Source organism: uncultured Arenimonas sp. (genome assembly GCF_963976025.1).
Taxonomy (GTDB): domain Bacteria; phylum Pseudomonadota; class Gammaproteobacteria; order Xanthomonadales; family Xanthomonadaceae; genus Arenimonas.
This window is the reverse complement of record NZ_CAXBJS010000062.1, coordinates 1-14,981: the sequence shown is the minus strand read 5'-3', so window position 1 is coordinate 14,981 and position 14,981 is coordinate 1. Positions and strand designations below refer to the sequence as shown.

General features: G+C 69.0%; 14 protein-coding genes and 1 pseudogene. 13 read left to right on the top strand and 2 right to left on the bottom strand.

Annotated features, from left to right (window positions below; translation table 11 throughout):
• Both AACZ35_RS06815 and AACZ35_RS06810 read left to right on the top strand, forming a co-directional pair.
• Positions 1-1,041 (top strand): FAD-dependent monooxygenase (locus tag AACZ35_RS06815; protein WP_339827476.1); only part of this gene is annotated, 1,041 nt, incomplete at its 5' end.
• On the top strand, positions 1,038-2,219 hold the full coding sequence (locus AACZ35_RS06810; RefSeq protein WP_339827474.1) for an FAD-dependent oxidoreductase: 1,182 nt from the start codon (positions 1,038-1,040) through the stop codon (positions 2,217-2,219). The genes AACZ35_RS06815 and AACZ35_RS06810, both read left to right, overlap by 4 nt.
• 169 nt (positions 2,220-2,388) lie before the next feature.
• Here AACZ35_RS06810 and AACZ35_RS06805 read toward each other — a convergent pair whose 3' ends face one another.
• Entirely contained in the window at positions 2,389-3,891 is a 1,503-nt protein-coding gene (locus tag AACZ35_RS06805) for an aminotransferase class III-fold pyridoxal phosphate-dependent enzyme (RefSeq protein WP_339827472.1), read from the bottom strand.
• A 233-nt stretch (positions 3,892-4,124) separates the two neighbouring features.
• On the opposite strand from AACZ35_RS06805, the gene AACZ35_RS06800 reads away from it, so the two are divergent.
• The 9 genes from AACZ35_RS06800 (at position 4,125) to secF (ending at position 13,308) form a co-directional block, all read left to right on the top strand.
• Positions 4,125-5,045, top strand: a complete 921-nt coding sequence (locus AACZ35_RS06800) for an ABC transporter ATP-binding protein (protein ID WP_339827470.1) — start codon at positions 4,125-4,127, stop codon at positions 5,043-5,045.
• Positions 5,042-5,806: an ABC transporter permease gene (locus AACZ35_RS06795; protein WP_339827468.1), complete on the top strand. Its 765-nt coding sequence runs from the start codon at positions 5,042-5,044 to the stop codon at positions 5,804-5,806. Before AACZ35_RS06800 ends, AACZ35_RS06795 begins: the two co-directional genes overlap by 4 nt.
• A 20-nt stretch (positions 5,807-5,826) precedes the next feature.
• The gene (locus AACZ35_RS06790; protein WP_339827466.1) at positions 5,827-6,954 is read left to right on the top strand and encodes a sensor histidine kinase; all 1,128 of its coding nucleotides are present in this window, start codon (positions 5,827-5,829) and stop codon (positions 6,952-6,954) included.
• Complete coding sequence (locus AACZ35_RS06785) at positions 6,951-7,553, top strand: response regulator transcription factor (protein ID WP_339827464.1); 603 nt, start codon at positions 6,951-6,953, stop codon at positions 7,551-7,553. The genes AACZ35_RS06790 and AACZ35_RS06785 overlap by 4 nt, the downstream gene beginning before the upstream one ends.
• A gap of 66 nt (positions 7,554-7,619) precedes the next feature.
• A complete protein-coding gene (gene queA / locus AACZ35_RS06780; RefSeq protein WP_339827462.1) occupies positions 7,620-8,654 on the top strand; it encodes a tRNA preQ1(34) S-adenosylmethionine ribosyltransferase-isomerase QueA in 1,035 nt (344 codons plus the stop codon).
• Positions 8,651-9,775 carry a tRNA guanosine(34) transglycosylase Tgt gene (tgt, locus tag AACZ35_RS06775; RefSeq protein ID WP_339827460.1) on the top strand — a complete coding sequence of 375 codons (1,125 nt, stop codon included), beginning with the start codon at positions 8,651-8,653 and terminating at the stop codon, positions 9,773-9,775. The genes queA and tgt overlap by 4 nt, the downstream gene beginning before the upstream one ends.
• A 270-nt stretch (positions 9,776-10,045) precedes the next feature.
• Positions 10,046-10,384 carry a preprotein translocase subunit YajC gene (yajC, locus tag AACZ35_RS06770; RefSeq protein ID WP_339827457.1) on the top strand — a complete coding sequence of 113 codons (339 nt, stop codon included), beginning with the start codon at positions 10,046-10,048 and terminating at the stop codon, positions 10,382-10,384.
• A gap of 56 nt (positions 10,385-10,440) precedes the next feature.
• A complete protein-coding gene (gene secD / locus AACZ35_RS06765) occupies positions 10,441-12,318 on the top strand; it encodes a protein translocase subunit SecD (RefSeq protein ID WP_339827455.1) in 1,878 nt (625 codons plus the stop codon).
• Positions 12,319-12,375: 57 nt separating this feature from the next.
• Positions 12,376-13,308 (top strand): protein translocase subunit SecF, encoded by a 933-nt coding sequence (secF, locus tag AACZ35_RS06760; RefSeq protein ID WP_339827478.1) that lies wholly within the window; start codon positions 12,376-12,378, stop codon positions 13,306-13,308.
• 60 nt (positions 13,309-13,368) lie between these two features.
• Here secF and AACZ35_RS06755 read toward each other — a convergent pair whose 3' ends face one another.
• Positions 13,369-13,761: a hypothetical protein gene (locus AACZ35_RS06755; protein ID WP_339827452.1), complete on the bottom strand. Its 393-nt coding sequence runs from the start codon at positions 13,759-13,761 to the stop codon at positions 13,369-13,371.
• Positions 13,762-13,864: 103 nt separating this feature from the next.
• On the opposite strand from AACZ35_RS06755, the gene sufT reads away from it, so the two are divergent.
• On the top strand, positions 13,865-14,419 hold the full coding sequence (sufT, locus tag AACZ35_RS06750; protein WP_339827450.1) for a putative Fe-S cluster assembly protein SufT: 555 nt from the start codon (positions 13,865-13,867) through the stop codon (positions 14,417-14,419).
• 332 nt (positions 14,420-14,751) lie between these two features.
• Positions 14,752-14,981: pseudogene (locus AACZ35_RS06745) on the top strand (hypothetical protein); the annotation flags it as partial.

Genomic DNA, 14,981 nt, shown 5'->3' with positions numbered 1-14,981 from the left:
GCAGCCAGCCTGAACGCGCTGGCTGCGCGCGACGTGCTGCCGCGGCTGGCGACGCCGCCGGCGCCGATCCGGCGCGTGCACGTCAGCCGCGCCGGCGACTTCGGCGCCGTGCGGCTCGAGGCCGCCGAGATGGGCCACGAGGCCTTCGGCGGCGTGGTGCTGGCCCGCGAGCTGGGCGAGGCCCTGGAATCGCGCCTGGCCACGGTGCAGGGACTCGAGCGTTATCGCCCGGCGACCGTGCTCGAGGTGAAGCCCGATGCCGATGGCCCGCTCGTGCGACTCGACCCGGCGTCCGGCGGCCGCGAACTGCGCGCGCGCCTGCTGGTGGCCGCCGACGGCAGCCGGTCGCTGGCGCGAACGGCCCTGGGCATCGGCGCCAGCGAACACGACTATGGGCAGACCCTGGTGGTGTGCAGCCTGGCCACCGAACGGGCGCCGGACGGCACGGCCTGGGAGCGATTCACCGACCAGGGCCCGGTGGCGCTGCTGCCGATGGCCGGCGGCCACTACGGCGCGATCTGCGCGGTCGCGCGTGAGCAGGCCGACGCCGTGCTGGCACTGTCCGATGTCGCATACGCCGAGTATTTCCAGCAGCGTTTTGGCTGGCGTGCCGGCCGCGTGCGCCGGGTCGGCAAACGCAGCGCTTATCCGCTGGCGCGCATCGTCGCCGACCGCCTGGTCGCGCCGCGTGCGGTGCTGATGGGCAATGCCGCGCAGTCGATCCACCCGATCGGCGCCCAGGGTTTCAACCTGGGGCTGCGTGATGCGCTGGCCCTGGCGCAGCGGCTCGAGGGCGGCGACCCGGGCGACGCCGCGCGGCTGGCCGACTACGCGCTATCCCGGAGCGAAGACCGCGAGCGCACGCTGGCCTTCAGCGACGGTCTGGCGCGCGCCACCGCCAACGACGGTTTCCCGATGCACGTGCTGCGTTCGCTGGGCCTGCTGACCCTGGGTCACCTGCCCGGGCTGGCGGCGCCGCTGGCGGCCGGTGCAATGGGTTACCGCGGCCAGGTGCCGAAGCTTTCAAGGCCGAATGCATGAGCCGGCGTGATCCATTTGATCTGGTCGTGGTCGGCGCCGGCGTGGTCGGCGCCGCGGCCGCGTTGGCGGCGGCGCGCGACGGCCTGCGCGTGGCCCTGGTCGAGTCGCATGCACCGCCGGACTGGAACGCCGGCGCGCCCGACCTGCGTGTTTACGCCTTCGCGCCCGACAACGCCGCGCTGCTGGCGGACCTGGGCGTCTGGGACGACATCCGCGCCACCCGCGCGATGGCCTACCGGCGCATGCGCGTCTGGGACGCGGCCGGCGGCGGCGAGCTGTGTTTCGACGCCGACGCCTTCGGCCGTCCCGCGCTGGGCCACATCGTTGAACACGCGCTGCTGGTCGATCGTCTGTGGGCGGCCTGCGCCGGCGAGGCGCGCATCCATCGTTATTGCCCCGACAAGCTTGAATCGATCGAACAGCAGGACGACCTGGCCGCGGTCTGGCTGGCCAGCGGCACCGTGCTGCACGCGCGGCTGGTGCTGGGCGCCGACGGCGCGGCTTCGAAGGTGCGCGCCTGCGCGGGACTTGATGCGCCGGCGCACGACTACGGGCAGCGTGGGCTGGTTGCCTACGTCGGCACACAACGCCCGCACGAGGACACCGCCTGGCAGCGGTTCCTGCCGACCGGGCCGCTGGCCTTCCTGCCGTGCGCGGACGGTCGCTGTTCGATCGTCTGGAGTTTGCCGGAGGCCGAGGCGCAGCGCCTGCTCGAAGCCGATGAAGAAAGTTTCCGCCGCGAGCTCACGCGCGCCTTCGACGCGCGCCTGGGCGAGGTCACTTCCGTGTCGGCGCGGGCGGCTTTCCCGCTGCGCCGCCAGCTGGCCAGCGCGCAGGTGGCCGGTCGCGTGGTGCTGGCCGGGGATGCCGCGCACGTGGTGCATCCGCTGGCCGGGCAGGGCGTGAACCTGGGCCTGCGCGACATCGCCGCCCTGCGCGCCTCCTGGCAGCAGGCGCAGGCGCGCGGCAGCGACTTCGCCAGCCCGCACCGCCTGGCCCGCTGGGCGCGCACGCGGCGCAGCGAAAACACGCTGGCCGCCTATTCCTTCGAAACCATCAACCGCGCCTTCAGCAACGACGCCCTGCTGCCGACCCTGCTGCGCGGCCACGTGCTCGGCCTCGCCGGCCGCATTCCGCCCCTCACCCAGCTCCTCTGGCGCAGGGCCGCCGGGATTTAAGAGCTTCTTGCCACGGATGAACACGGATAGACACGGATAGGGCAAAAGCGATTCACAAAAAAAGGCCCGACGTCCTGATGGATGTCGGGCCTTTTTAATGTGCAAAGCTGATAGTTGCTCTTGGCTCTATCCGTGTTTATCCGTGTTCATCCGTGGCAAAGAACAAACCTCAGGCGGCAGCGGCCTGGGTTTTGCGCGGGCCCTTGAGCAGGGCGATGCGGATGTGGTCGATGACCAGGTCGACTTCTTCGCTGGTGACGCCGAAGTGCGGCGTGAAGCGCAGCGAGTTGGTGCCGCCGTGGATGACGCCGATGCCGCGCTCGCGCATGAACTCTTCGGTCGAACCGGCGCCGTAACACTTGTAGGACGGGTCGAGTTCGCAGGAGAACAGCAGGCCGGTGCCCTGGACCTTGGTGATCAGGCCATTGCCCAGCTCGTCGCGCAGCTTGCCCAGCTTGTCCAGGAACTCCTGGCCGCGTTCGCGGATGTTGGTGCGCAGCTCCGGCGTCAGGGCGTCGAGCATGGCCGCGGCGATGTCCAGCGCGCGCGGGTTGGCGGTCATGGTGTTGCCGTACACGCCCTTGCGGTACAGGCCCGCGGCGCGTTCGTTCACCGCCAGCACCGACAGCGGGTACTGGCCGCCGTTGAGCGCCTTGGAATAGGTTTCCATGTCCGGGGCCTCGAGTTTTTCGAAGCCCGGGTAATCAACGATGGACAGCACGCCGTGGGCGCGCAGGCCGGCCTGGATGGAATCGACCAGCAGCAGGGTGCCGTGGGCCTTGGTCAGTTCGCGCGCGGCGGCGTAGAACTCCGGCGGCACGGCGCGGCCCGGGTCGCCTTCGCCCATCACCGGCTCGAGGAACATCGCCTCGATGTACCAGCCGTTGGCGTCGGCGTCGGCGAAGACCTGCTTGAGGCCTTCGATGGAATAGGGTTCGACGACCAGCAACTGGTCGTTGTGGTGCTGGTAGCTGGCCAGGTGCTGCAGGTAGTTCTTTCGGCTTGAATCCGAATACAGCGCCGGCAGTTCGGTGCGGCCGTGGAAGGCGCCCTTCACCGCGACGCGCTTGACGCGCTTGCCGGCGTGGCGGCCACCGGGGTCGGTGTGCAGCTTGGCGTTGACGTCGGCGATGCGGCCGGCCAGCGACACCGATTCCGAACCCGAGTTCAGGCACAGGAACTTCGCGAACGGGCAGCCGCCGCGGCTGTGGCCGATTTCCTTGCGCAGGGCGCGCGCGGCGCGCAGCTGCGACAGCGACGGCGTCATGATGTTGGCCATGACCTGCGGGCGCGACATCGCCGCCAGCAGCGGCGCCGGCGTGTGGCCCAGGCCCAGCATGCCGTAGCCGCCGGAGTCGTGGATGACCGCGCCCTTGAGCGTGACCACCCAGGGGCCGCGCGCGGCGAGGGCGACGTAGGGGTTGATGGCGTCGTCGGGGTAGAAGTTGACGAAGTTGCCCTGCACGGCTTCCACCTGGGCCTGTTCGTCGAGGTCGAGCAGGTCGGCGAACTCCGACGCGATCGCGTCGTGCGCCTCGACAGCGGCCTTCGCGGCTTCCACCAGCTCGGGGAAACGACCGGCGAGCCGCTGCAGGCTGTCGTCGTCGAGACCGGGGGTGCGGACGGTACCGGCGTGCTGGCGCAGCGGCTTGAGGATTTCGATCACGTTCATGGCGTTCTCCGGACCCAAAACAAAACGCGAGGTTGGCCCTCGCGCGTCGGGTCTTGCGTTGAAAATCAAAGACTTGTGGCCGATATTACCACCGCGCCCGGGGCCGCGTAACCCCCGGGCGTTTGAATGGGCGGGCCCGGGATGACAGCTGTCACCCGGCCTTGCTGATGGCCGCCACTGCCCCGGCCGGGGCCGGCGCCGGAGACTGCGTGCAGGCCAACAAGGAGCCCGCCATGACCGTTTCCACCAATCCCCGCCCCGTCCTGGCCCGCCTCGCCGGTGCCCGGAAATCCTATGGCCCGGTGCAAGCCCTGGCCGGTGTCGACCTGGCCGTGTGCGCCGGCGAAGTGCTGGCGGTGCTTGGCGCCAACGGCGCCGGCAAGACCACGGCCCTGGGCCTGCTGACCGGCCGGATCGGCGCCGATGCCGGCACGGTCGAGCTGTTCGGCCAGGACCCGCGCCGCCCGGAAGTGCGCCGGGGCATCGGCGTGATGCTGCAGGACGGCGACCTGCCCGACACCCTGCGCGTCGCCGAACACATCCGCCTTTACTCCAGCTATTACCCGGCGCCGCGGCACCTGGACGAAACCCTCGAACTTGCCGGGCTTACCGATCTGGCCCGCCGCCCCTACGGCGCGCTGTCGGGCGGACAGAAGCGGCGCGTGCAGTTCGCGCTGGCGATTTGCGGCCGGGCGCCGCTGCTGTTCGTCGACGAACCGACGGTCGGCCTGGACGTCGAAGCGCGCCGCGGCTTCTGGGCGGTCATCCGCCGCCTGCGCGACGAAGGCACGGCGATCGTGCTCACCACCCATTACCTGGAAGAAGCCGACGCCCTGGCCCAGCGCATCGTGCTGATGGCCGGCGGCCGGGTGCTGGCCGAGGGCAGCCCGGCGCAGATAAAAGCGCGCGCAGAGGGCAAACGCATCAGCGCCCGCAGCCGCCTGGCCGCCGCCGACCTGCGCCAGTGGCCGGGCGTGGCCAGTGCGCGCGAACACGAAGGCCGCGTCGAGCTGGTGAGCAATGACAGCGAAGTCCTGCTGCGCCGCTGGCTGGCCGCCGACACCACGCTTGCCGATCTCGAGGTTCGGCCACTGCCGCTCGAGGATGCCGTGCTTTCGCTCACCGCTGATTCTTCGATGGAGGAAACCGCATGAACACGCTTGCCCACGCCGCGCCTTCGCTGTGGCGCATCCAGGTGCTGGAAGCCTGGTTCGAATTCCTGCGCGTGCTGCGCACGCCGGCCTTCGCGATCCCGTCGCTGGCGTTCCCGGTGGTGTTCTACGTGCTGTTCGCGATCCTGCTGCCCGGGCAGTGGGGTGACTACCAGAAGTCGGCCTACCTGCTGGCCACCTACGGCGCCTTCGGCGTGATCGGCCCGGCGCTGTTCGGCTTCGGCGTCGGCCTGGCGATCGAACGCGAAAACGGCTGGCTGGAACTCAAGCGCGTGTCGCCGATGCCGACCTTTGCCTACTTCCTGGCCAAGATTTTCATGAGCCTGGTGTTCGGGCTGGCGGTGCTGTGCCTGCTGTCGATCGCCGCCGTTGGTTTTGGCGGCGTGCGCGTCGACCCGCTGGTCTGGCTGAAGCTGGTGGCGGTGCTGCTGCTGGGCACCGCGCCCTTCTGCGCCCTGGGCCTGCTGATCGGCACCCTGGTCAAGGGCCAGGCGGCGGTGGCCATCGTCAACCTGGTCTACCTGCCCATGTCGGTGCTGTCGGGCCTGTGGATGCCGCTGTTTGCTTTCCCGGTGCTGATCCAGAAGCTGGCGGTGGTCTGGCCGGCCTGGCACCTGGCGCAGATGGCCCTGGGCGTGATCGGCCAGATCCAGGGCGTGAACTACGGCCTGCATGCGCTCGTGCTGGCCGGCATGACGGCGGCGCTGCTGGCGCTGGCGGCGTTCCGCATGCGCCGGCTTTGAATCGGCTAAGGTCGCGCCTGATGGAACGCCTGGCCCACCACGAACCGGCGCCGCCAACGCGCGGCGATGACATCCACGACAGCCCGTGGGTCACGCTGGCCTACCTGCTGTTCGTGTTCGTGCCGATGGCGTTCGTGCCCGACCCGACGCGCGCGCTGCTGGCCAGCGCGCTGGCGATCGCGGTGTTCCTGCCGATGCACTTCGGTTTCTACCGCTCGTCGCCGGCGGTCCGCCCCTGGCTGGTGCTGGCCGTGGCCCTGGTGGGCTACGGCCTGGTGCCCTTCAATCCGGGCGGCAATACCTTCCTCATCTACGCCGCCGCCATGGCCGGCTGGTCCTTCCGCCCCCGGGCAGCCGTGGTCGTCTCCGGGGCGCTGCTTGCACTGCTGGCCGTGGAGTTCTGGTGGGTGATGCCCACGCCGCGCATGGCCGTGGCCTGGGCCGGCATGGCGGTCATGGTCGGCGGCCTGGTGCTGGCCGGCACCCTGTATTCGCGCGACAAATCGCGGCGCAACGCCGAGCTGCGCCTGACCCAGCAGGAAGTCGCGCGCCTGGCCGCCATGGCCGAACGCGAACGCATCGGTCGCGACCTGCACGACCTGCTGGGCCACACCCTGTCGCTGGTGGCGATCAAGAGTGAACTGGCCGGCCGCCTGGTCGACCGCGCCCCGCTGGAAGCCAAGGCGCAGATGGCGGAAGTCGAGTCGGTGGCGCGCAAGGCGCTGGCGCAGGTGCGCGAGGCCGTGGTCGGCATCCGCGCCACCGGCCTGGAGGCCGAACTGGCGGCGGCGCGACTGGCCCTGCTGTCGGCGGACGTGCGGCTGGACCAGCGCATCGCGACGGTGGCGCTGACGCCGGAAGCCGAATCGGTGTTCGCCCTGGGCCTGCGCGAAGCCGTGACCAACATCCTGCGCCACGCCCATGCCCAACGCGTGGACGTCGAACTGAGCGCGGATGCCGGGGGCGTAAAGCTGTTGATCAGCGACGACGGCCGCGGCGGCCCCATCGAACCCAATACCGGACTGGCCGGCATGCGCGAACGCCTGGTCGCCCTGGGCGGCGGCCTGCAGTACGACTCCGCGCCCGGTTCCGGCACCCGCCTGGTGCTGAGCCTGCCGCGCCTGGCCCTGCAGGGGCCCAGCCCGTGATCCGGCTGGTGCTGGCCGAAGACCAGGGCATGGTGCGCGGCGCGCTGGCCGCGCTGCTGGGCCTGGAACCCGACCTGCAGGTGGTGGCCGAAGCCGGCGACGGCGATGCCGCCTGGAAGGCGGTGCAGGCCCACCAGCCCGACCTGCTGGTGACCGACATCGAAATGCCCGGCCTGACCGGCCTGGACCTGGCCCTGAAGCTGCAGGCCGCGCAGCTGCCGACCCGCGTGGTGATCCTCACGACGTTTGCCCGCGCCGGCTACCTGCGCCGCGCGCTGGAAGCCGGCGTGCGCGGCTACCTGCTCAAGGACGCGCCCTCGGCCCAGCTGGCCCGGGCCCTGCGCGAGGTGCATGCCGGCGGCCGCGCCATCGACCCGCAGCTGGCGGTGGCCGCCTGGGGCGAAGACGACCCGCTGACTGAACGCGAACGCCAGGTGCTGCGCCTGGCCGGCGAGGGCGTGAAAACCGCCGACATCGCCGACCGCCTGCACCTGAGCCAGGGCACGGTGCGCAATTACCTGTCCGAAGCGATCGGCAAGCTCGGCGCCGAAAACCGCATCGAGGCCTACCGCAGCGCCCGCGCCAAAGGCTGGCTGTAGCGACCGGGGCGGGGCCGCGCGCGCCAATTGGGCGATAATGCCGGCCCGCCACGCCCCGACGCCGCCTTGAAGAAGTCCGATTTCCATTTCGACCTGCCGCCCGAGCTGATCGCCCAGGCGCCGCTCGCCGAACGTTCCGCCAGCCGCCTGCTGGTGGTGCCGCCGGGGCAGGGCGGCTACGAAGATCGCCAGGTGCGTGACCTGCCGGACTACCTGCAGGCCGGGGACCTGCTCGTGTTCAACGACACGCGGGTGATCCCGGCGCGCCTGTTCGGCGTCAAGGACAGCGGCGGCCGGGTCGAGATCCTGCTCGAGCGCCTGCTGGGCGGCCATGAGGTGCTGGCCCAGGTCGGCGCCAGCAAGTCGCCCAAGGCCGGCGGCCGCATCACGCTAGACGAAGGCACGGAGCTGGAGGTGGTCGGCCGCGAGGGCGAGTTCTACCGCCTGCGCTTCCTCACCGACGAGCCGCTGGAAAAACTCCTGCTGCGCGCCGGCCGCATGCCGCTGCCGCCCTACATCCAGCGCGAGGCGGGCCGCGAGGACCTCGAGCGCTACCAGACACTGTTCGCCCGCCATACCGGCGCGGTGGCCGCGCCCACCGCCGGCCTGCACTTCGACCAGCCGCTGTTGGCGGCGCTGCAGGGCAAGGGCGTGCAGTTCGGCCACGTCACCTTGCACGTGGGCGCGGGCACCTTCCAGCCAATGCGCGTGGAATCGGTGCAGGAACACAAGATGCACAGCGAGTGGCTGAACGTGGGCGCCGAACTATGCCAGCAGGTGGCGCGCACGCGCGCCGCCGGCGGCCGGGTGGTGGCGGTGGGCACGACCGTGGTGCGGGCGCTGGAAACGGCGGCCCGCGACGGTGGCCTCAAGCCCTACGCCGGCGACACCAACATCTTCATCTTCCCGGGCCACCGCATCACCACCGTGGACGCCCTGGTCACCAATTTCCACCTGCCGGAAAGCACGCTGATGATGCTGGTCTCCGCCTTCGCCGGGCGCGAGCGCGTGCTGGCCGCCTACGCACACGCCGTGCGCGAGCGCTACCGCTTCTTCAGCTACGGCGACGCGATGCTGCTGTTCCCGGAGGGCGCGAAATGAGCCGCATGCGTTTCGAACACCTCGGCAACGACGGCCTGGCCCGCCGCGGCCGCCTGCACTTCCCGCGCGGCACGGTGGAAACGCCGGCCTTCATGCCGGTGGGCACCTACGGCACGGTGAAGGCGATGCTGCCCGAAACCCTGCGCGAGATCGGCGCCGAGATCATCCTGGGCAATACCTTCCACCTGTGGCTGCGGCCGGGCATGGAGGTGATTCAGGCGCACGGTGGCCTGCACGGTTTCTGCAAGTGGAACGGCCCGATCCTGACCGACAGCGGCGGCTTCCAGGTGTGGTCGCTGGCCAAGCGCCGCAAGATCAGCGAGGAGGGCGTGGCCTTCGCGTCGCCGACCGACGGGGCCAAGGTGTTCCTCTCGCCCGAGGTCAGCATGCAGGTGCAGCGCGCGCTGGACTCGGACATCGTGATGATCTTCGACGAATGCACGCCATACCCGGCGACCGAGCCGGTGGCGCGCACGTCGATGGAACTGAGCCTGCGCTGGGCCGAACGCAGCAAGCGGGCGCACGAGGGCAACGACGCGGCGCTGTTCGGGATCGTGCAGGGCGGGACCTGGCCGGAGCTGCGCTCGCGCTCGGCGGCGGGGCTGGTGGACATCGGCTTCGATGGTTATGCGGTGGGCGGGCTGGCGGTGGGTGAGCCGCCCGAGGAGCGCGACGCGACGCTCGACGCGCTGTGCCCGCAGCTGCCGGCCGACAAGCCGCGTTACCTGATGGGGGTGGGCAAACCCGAGGACATCGTGGAGGCGGTGGCGCGCGGCATCGACATGTTCGACTGCGTGATGCCGACCCGCAATGCGCGCAATGGCCACTACTTCGTGCGCGGGGGCCAGGTGCGCATCCGCAACGCGCAGTACGAAAAGGACCTGCGCCCGATCGAGGAAGGCTGCACCTGCTACACCTGCCGCAGCGGCTACTCGCGCGCCTACCTGCGCCACCTGGAGCGCTGCAACGAAATCCTGGCCTCGATGCTGGCCACCATCCACAACCTGCACCACTACCAGCAGCTGATGCGCGACATCCGCGCCGCCATTCAAGCCGGCCGCTTCCAGGAATTCCGCGCCGCCTTCCACGCCGCCCGCGCCGTTTCCCCCGCCCCCCTGTAGGAGCGCCTTCAGGCGCGAATCTTTTCCGGCCTCTTGTGGGAGGGACTTCAGTCCCGACGCCCTTGGCCTTCGGCCAAGCAGGGCGACTGCACGCTGCCTCCACCCGCGAAACCAGCGGAGACGACGCCCTGCTTGGCCAAAGGCCAAGGCCAAGGGCAGAGGGACCGAAGTCCCTCCCACGGGGAGGTGGCCTGCCTTCCTGGCCCCCAGACCCCCCGGGCGCCTGTGGCATACTTGCCCGCTGGCCTTTTCCAACGGATACGCAAGTCCATGAACCTGCTCGATTTCCTGGTTTCCCCCGCGGCCGCCCAGGCCGGCGGTACCGCCCAAGGCAACCCCCTGATGAGCCTGCTCCCGCTCATCCTCCTGTTCGTCGTCTTCTGGTTCCTGCTCCTGCGCCCGCAGATGAAGAAGGCCAAGGAACACCGCGAACTGATCGCCAAGCTCCAGAAGGGCGACGAGGTCCTCACCAGCGGCGGCATGGCCGGCCGCATCGAAGACCTCGGCGAATCCTTCGTCACCGTCGAGGTGGCCGACAAGGTCAGCATCAAGGTCCAGCGTGGCGCCATCACCGCGGTCCTGCCCAAGGGCACGTTGAAGTCCGCCTGATTCGTCCCCATCCGATTCATCCACGGCCCTGAACGGGCCGCCAACGGTTGTCGCCCATGCTTCAGTACGCCACCTGGAAATACGTCCTCGCCGCGATCCTGATCGCGCTTTCGGCTTTTTATTCGCTGCCAAACCTGTATCCCAAGGACCCGGCGGTGCAGGTCGCGGCCAACCGCGGCGGTACCGTCGACGACGCCCTGCTGATCCGGGTCAAGGCCGCGCTTGACCAGCAAGGCCTGGGCGCCAAGTCGGTGGCGATCGAAGACGAAAGCCTGATCGTCCGCACCAACAGCACCGACGACCAGACCCGGGCCGCCGACGCCCTGCGCGACACCCTGGGCCGCGAGTACACCGTGGCCCTGAACCTGGCTTCCACGGTGCCGGACTGGCTTGGGGCCTTCGGCGCCAGGCAGATGTCCATGGGCCTGGACCTGCAGGGCGGCGTGCACTTCCTGCTTGAAGTCGACCAGCAGGCCGCCATCGATAAGCGCAGCAACGGTTTCGCCGACGAGATTTCCGGCCTGCTGCGCGATGGCAAGTTCGCCTACACCAGCGTTTCGCGCACCGCCGACGGAATCCAGGTCCTGCTCAAGGATCCGGCCGACGTGCCGGCGGTGTTCTCGGCCATCCAGCGCGAGGCGCCGGAGCTGCAGATCCAGGTGGACGAAAGCCAGCCGGGCAGGCTGGTCGCGCGCCTGACGCCGACCCTGATCCAGGCGATCATGGACGGCGCGATCGAACAGAACCGCACCACGCTCGACAACCGCATCAACAGCCTGGGCGTCGGCGAGCAGGTCATCCAGCGCCAGGGCGAAAGCCGCATCGTCGTGCAGCTGCCCGGCGTGCAGGACACCGCCGAGGCCCGCAAGCTGATCGGCGCCACCGCCACGCTGGAATACCGCCACGTCATCGACTACGGCACCCAGGCCCAGCAGGCCGCCGCCACCGGCGTGGTGCCGCCGAACGCGCGCCTGTACATGAGCCGCGAACTCGATGCCGCCGGCAACCGCCGCCCGATCCTGCTTTCGCGCCGGGTCATCGTGTCCGGCGACCAGCTGGTCAATGCCACCTCCAGCCCGGACCCGCAGGGCGGCGGCCCGGCCGTGCAGATCGAGCTCAACAGCTCGGGCGGCAACCGCATGCTGGCCCACACCCGTGAAAACGTCGGCCAGCTGATGGCGGCGGTCTACATCGAAACCATCCCCGACGTGAAAATGGTGGACGGCAAGGAAGTGATCACCAGCCGCGTCAGCGAGGAGGTGATCAACGCCGCCATCCTGCAGGGCGTGTTCGGCAAGAACTTCCAGACCACGGGCCTCGACAGCCAGCAGGAAGCCACCGACCTGGCCCGCCTGTTGCGCGCCGGTTCGCTGGCGGCGCCGATGGTGATCATCGAAGAGCGCATCATCGGCCCCAGCCTGGGCGCCGAGAACATCGCCGCGGGTACCCAGGCGGTGTTCTGGTCGTTCATGTTCGTGCTGGTGTTCTTCCTGGTCTATTACAAGACCTTCGGCATCGTCACCAACCTGGCCCTGCTGCTGAACCTGCTGATGGTGGTGGCCCTGATGTCGATCATCGGCGCCACGCTGACCCTGCCGGGCCTGGCGGGCATCGCGCTCACCGTCGGCCTGTCGGTGGACGCAAACGTGCTGATCAACGAACGAATCCGCGAGGAGTTGCGCAACGGCAACACGCCCCTTGCCTCGATCGCGAACGGTTACGACAAGGCATCGGGCACGATCACCGACGCCAACACCACGGCCCTGCTGGCCGGCGTGGCGATGGCGGTGTTCGGTTCCGGGCCCATCCGCGGCTTCGGCATCACGCTGATCCTCGGCATCATGACTTCGATGTACACCGCGGTTTCGGTATCGCGCGGCATCGCCACCCTGATCTATGGCAAGCGCAAGAAGCTGGCCAAGGTCTCGATCTAAACGACTTCCAGGAGAGACGGCGTGGAACTCTTCCCGTCCAATACCAAGATCAACTTCATGGGGACGCGGTACATCACGGTCGGCATCTTCGTCCTGATGATGCTTGCTTCCGTGGTCGCGCTGTCGACCAAGGGCTTCAACTACGCGCTCGATTTCACCGGCGGCACGCTGGTGGAGATCAAGTTCGAGAAGCCGGCCAACGTCGAGGACATCCGTTCGCGTCTGGATGCGGCAGGTTACGACAGCCCGGTGGTGCAGACCTTTGGCTCGGGCAATGACATCGTCATCCGCCTGCAGCCGCCGGAAATGCCCGAAGGCAGTTCGCCGCAGGACGCCGACAACACCGCGCAGTCGGGCATGGCGATCCTCGCGGTCGCACAGACGCCGGACAATCCCGGCCAGGTGATCCGCAGCGACTTCGTCGGCCCCCAGATCGGCAACGAGCTTGCGCTCAACGGCGTCTACGCCACCATCTTCGTGGCCCTGGGCTTCTTGGCCTATATCGCGATCCGCTTCGAGTTCAAGTTCGCCATCGCCGCGGTCCTGGCCACCATGGCCGACGTGCTGGTGGTCTGCGGCTGGTTCGCGTTCACCCAGCACGAGTTCGACCTGACGGTGCTGGCCGGCATCCTGTCGGTGATGGGTTTCTCGATCAACGACACCATCGTGGTGTTCGACCGCGTGCGCGAGAACTTCCGCCTGCTCAACAAGCTCGAGCCCAAGGAAGTGCTTAACCGGTCCATCAACCAGACCCTGTCGCGCACGATCATCACTTCGTTCGTGGCTTTCCTGACCGTTCTTGCCCTGTATGTCTACGGCGGTCACTCGCTCAAGGGCATGGCGGAATCCCAGATGATCGGCGTGATCATCGGCACGCTCAGCTCGATCCTGCTGGCCTGCCCGATCCTGCTGCTGATGGGCGTGACCAAGCAGGACCTGATGCCCAAGGCCAAGGCCGACGTCGAAGCCGAACTGGCGCGCCGTCCCTGAGCCAGCGTTTTTGCAGCATCCGAAAAGGCCCGCCCCGCGCGGGCCTTTTCTTTTTCGGGTCTAGCGCGCCAGCTTCCAGGCCAGCGGCAAGGCCAGCGCCGCCCAGATGATGTCCCAGGCGCTGGTGGTGTGCCGGATCAGCTCGCCGGCCAGCACCGGGCCCAGGCGCAGGGCCGATTCCACCGGCTGCAGGCCCAGCATCAGTCCCATCGTTATAGCGGCGTGGAACCAGTAGCCCAGCGCGATCGCCAGGGCCGTGCCGGCCACGGCTGCCCAGGCGCGGGTCCGGCTTGCCGGCATCGCCGACAGCCGCAGCAGCAGGGCCAGGTCGGCCGCGGCCACCAGCGCCAGCCAGCCGCTGGGGCTGCGCAGGGCCAGCGATACCGCCGTCCACAGGGCCACCATGCCCAGTACGCCCGCCACCCAGGCCAGGGTCGGCAGCAGCCCGTCCACGATGATGGCAAGGGGGGGGCGGGAACGCTGCGTCAGGCTCAAGTCGGTTTACCGGGGTCAGGGCGGGCTAAAATAGCCGCGATTCCCGCCAGGCGATACCCGAGTGAGTTATTCCCGAACCAGCGAGCCGGTCAAATTCGAGCGCGATTGCGCCGCCGTCATGGTGCCGCAGGGCGAAGAGGTCACCCTGCCGGCCGGCACGGCCGGCTACATCACCCAGGCCCTGGGCGGCTCGTTCACGGTGTTCGTGGACGGCAATCTGTTCCGCATCGCCGGGCCGGACGCCGACGCCATCGGCAAGCAGCGCCCCGAGCCGCTGGTGCTGCCCGAAGGCGCGGGCGACGCCGAGGTCGAAAAACTGGTGTGGGACCAGCTGCGCACCTGCTTCGATCCCGAGATCCCGGTCAACATCGTCGAGCTTGGCCTGGTCTACGACTGCGACCTGGGCCGCAACGACGACGGCGAACGCATCGTCAACATCCGCATGACCCTGACCGCGCCGGGCTGCGGCATGGGTGACATCCTCGTGCAGGACGTGCGCGACAAGGTCGAGCAGGTGCCCACGATTGTCGAGGCCGACGTCGATCTGGTCTTCGATCCGCCCTGGAACCAGAGCATGATGTCCGACGCCGCGCGCCTGGAAACCGGCATCTTCTGAACCCACCGGGACTTACGCGTCGCGACAGTGATCCTGTCCACTGCGGCGCCTTTGTAGGCATCCCCTAACCGATCGAAATCTGGCCGACGGACGGTCGGATTTACCCTGGCTGGCTTATTGACCCGTGACTTTCGTCACGTTAGCGTCGGTTGGGTGTCATGAACCTGAGATGTTCATCACACATCCGGGTGGTAATCCCCCCCTGCACCAATTCGAGGCCAGGCATGGCCCGGCAGGGGAGGGCGTTCCCAGGGGACCCGGGGCATGGATGCACACACGGCCGTTCCTTGTTCGGCCTTCGTTGCCATCACCATTTCGGGGATCCAAAAATCGTGAGCAATAACACTCGCAAGCTACGCCTGCGCTGCATCGTCGCGGCCACCTCGCTGGCCCTCGCCGGCTCCGCATTCGCCGCCCAGGTCCAGACCGCCGGTCTCGAGCCGGGCAAGCAGTTCGATCGCTTCGTCGTCAAGTTCAAGGACGACGCGCCCGAGGCCCAGAATCCCGCGGCCCTGCGCCGTTCGCTGGAAGCCGCGTCTGTCGGCGCCAACCAGCTGATCCA

Coding starts and splice junctions, on each gene's coding strand:
- AACZ35_RS06795 (WP_339827468.1), top strand. CDS start 5,042: ATGAACACGCTTGCCCACGCCGCGCCTTCGCTGTGGCGCATCCAGGTG.
- tgt (WP_339827460.1), top strand. CDS start 8,651: ATGAGCCGCATGCGTTTCGAACACCTCGGCAACGACGGCCTGGCCCGC.
- secD (WP_339827455.1), top strand. CDS start 10,441: ATGCTTCAGTACGCCACCTGGAAATACGTCCTCGCCGCGATCCTGATC.
- secF (WP_339827478.1), top strand. CDS start 12,376: ATGGGGACGCGGTACATCACGGTCGGCATCTTCGTCCTGATGATGCTT.
- AACZ35_RS06810 (WP_339827474.1), top strand. CDS start 1,038: ATGAGCCGGCGTGATCCATTTGATCTGGTCGTGGTCGGCGCCGGCGTG.
- yajC (WP_339827457.1), top strand. CDS start 10,046: ATGAACCTGCTCGATTTCCTGGTTTCCCCCGCGGCCGCCCAGGCCGGC.
- AACZ35_RS06805 (WP_339827472.1), bottom strand. CDS start 3,891: ATGAACGTGATCGAAATCCTCAAGCCGCTGCGCCAGCACGCCGGTACC.
- AACZ35_RS06790 (WP_339827466.1), top strand. CDS start 5,827: ATGGAACGCCTGGCCCACCACGAACCGGCGCCGCCAACGCGCGGCGAT.
- AACZ35_RS06800 (WP_339827470.1), top strand. CDS start 4,125: ATGACCGTTTCCACCAATCCCCGCCCCGTCCTGGCCCGCCTCGCCGGT.